Annotated in this window: 1 protein-coding gene; it reads right to left on the reverse strand. The window is 67.6% G+C overall.

The annotated features are described in order from the left end of the window. Nucleotides 1-1,080: DNA polymerase III subunit alpha (gene dnaE, locus LG396_RS38770; RefSeq protein ID WP_225798307.1), on the reverse strand; the 1,080-nt coding region annotated here is incomplete at both ends.

Below are 1,080 nucleotides of genomic sequence, written 5' to 3' on the forward strand. Positions count from 1 at the left end.
TGGACGACGGCGTCGACCATCGGCTCGTACGCGGCGAGGAGGCCCTTGCGGGTGTGGCCGAGGGCGTCGAACGCGCCCGCCTTGATGAGGGATTCGGTGGTGCGCTTGTTGCAGACGACCGGTTCGGACTTGTCGAGGTAGTCGGGAAAGGAGAGGTAGGCGCCCTTGGCCTGGCGGCCGCGCACGATGGAGTCCACGACGTTGCGGCCGACGTTGCGGACGGCCGAGAGGCCGAAGACGATGGTGTCGTCGCCGCGGGGCGTGAAGTCAGCCTCGGACTCGTTGACGTCCGGGGGGAGGACCTTGATGCCCATCTTGCGGCACTCGTTGAGGTAGACGGCGGACTTGTCCTTGTCGTCGCGCACGGACGTCAGCAGGGCGGCCATGTACTCGGCCGGGTAGTTCGCCTTCAGGTACGCCGTCCAGTAGGAGACGAGCGCGTAGGCCGCCGCGTGCGCCTTGTTGTACGCGTAGCCGGCGAAGGGCACCAGGACGTCCCAGACCGCCTGCACCGCCTCGTCCGGATAGCCGCGCTCGCGGCAGCCGTCGCGGAACGGGACGAACTCCTTGTCGAGGACCTCCTGCTTCTTCTTGCCCATCGCCCGGCGCAGCAGGTCCGCCTGGCCGAGGGTGTAGCCGGCGAGCACCTGCGCGGCCTTCTGCACCTGCTCCTGGTAGACGACGAGCCCGTAGGTGATGTCGAGGACTTCCTTCAGCGGCTCGGCGAGGTCGGGGTGGATCGGGGTGATCTCCTGGCGGCCGTTCTTGCGCAGCGCGTAGTTGATATGCGAGTTCATGCCCATGGGGCCGGGCCGGTAGAGGGCGGTGACGGCGGTGATGTCCTCGAAGTGGTCAGGGCGCATCAGCCGCAGCAGGGAGCGCATCGCGCTGCCGTCGAACTGGAAGACGCCGAGGGTGTCGCCGCGGCCGAGCAGTTCGAAGGTCCTGGCGTCGCTCAGCGGCAGCGACAGCAGTTCGATGTCGGTCCCCTTGTTGGCCCGCACCATCTTCACGGCGTCGTCCATGATGGTGAGGTTGCGCAGGCCGAGGAAGTCCATCTTCAGCAGGCCGAGCGACTCG

It is taken from the genome of Streptomyces aculeolatus, assembly GCF_020400605.1.
Classification (GTDB): Bacteria; Actinomycetota; Actinomycetes; order Streptomycetales; family Streptomycetaceae; genus Streptomyces; species Streptomyces aculeolatus.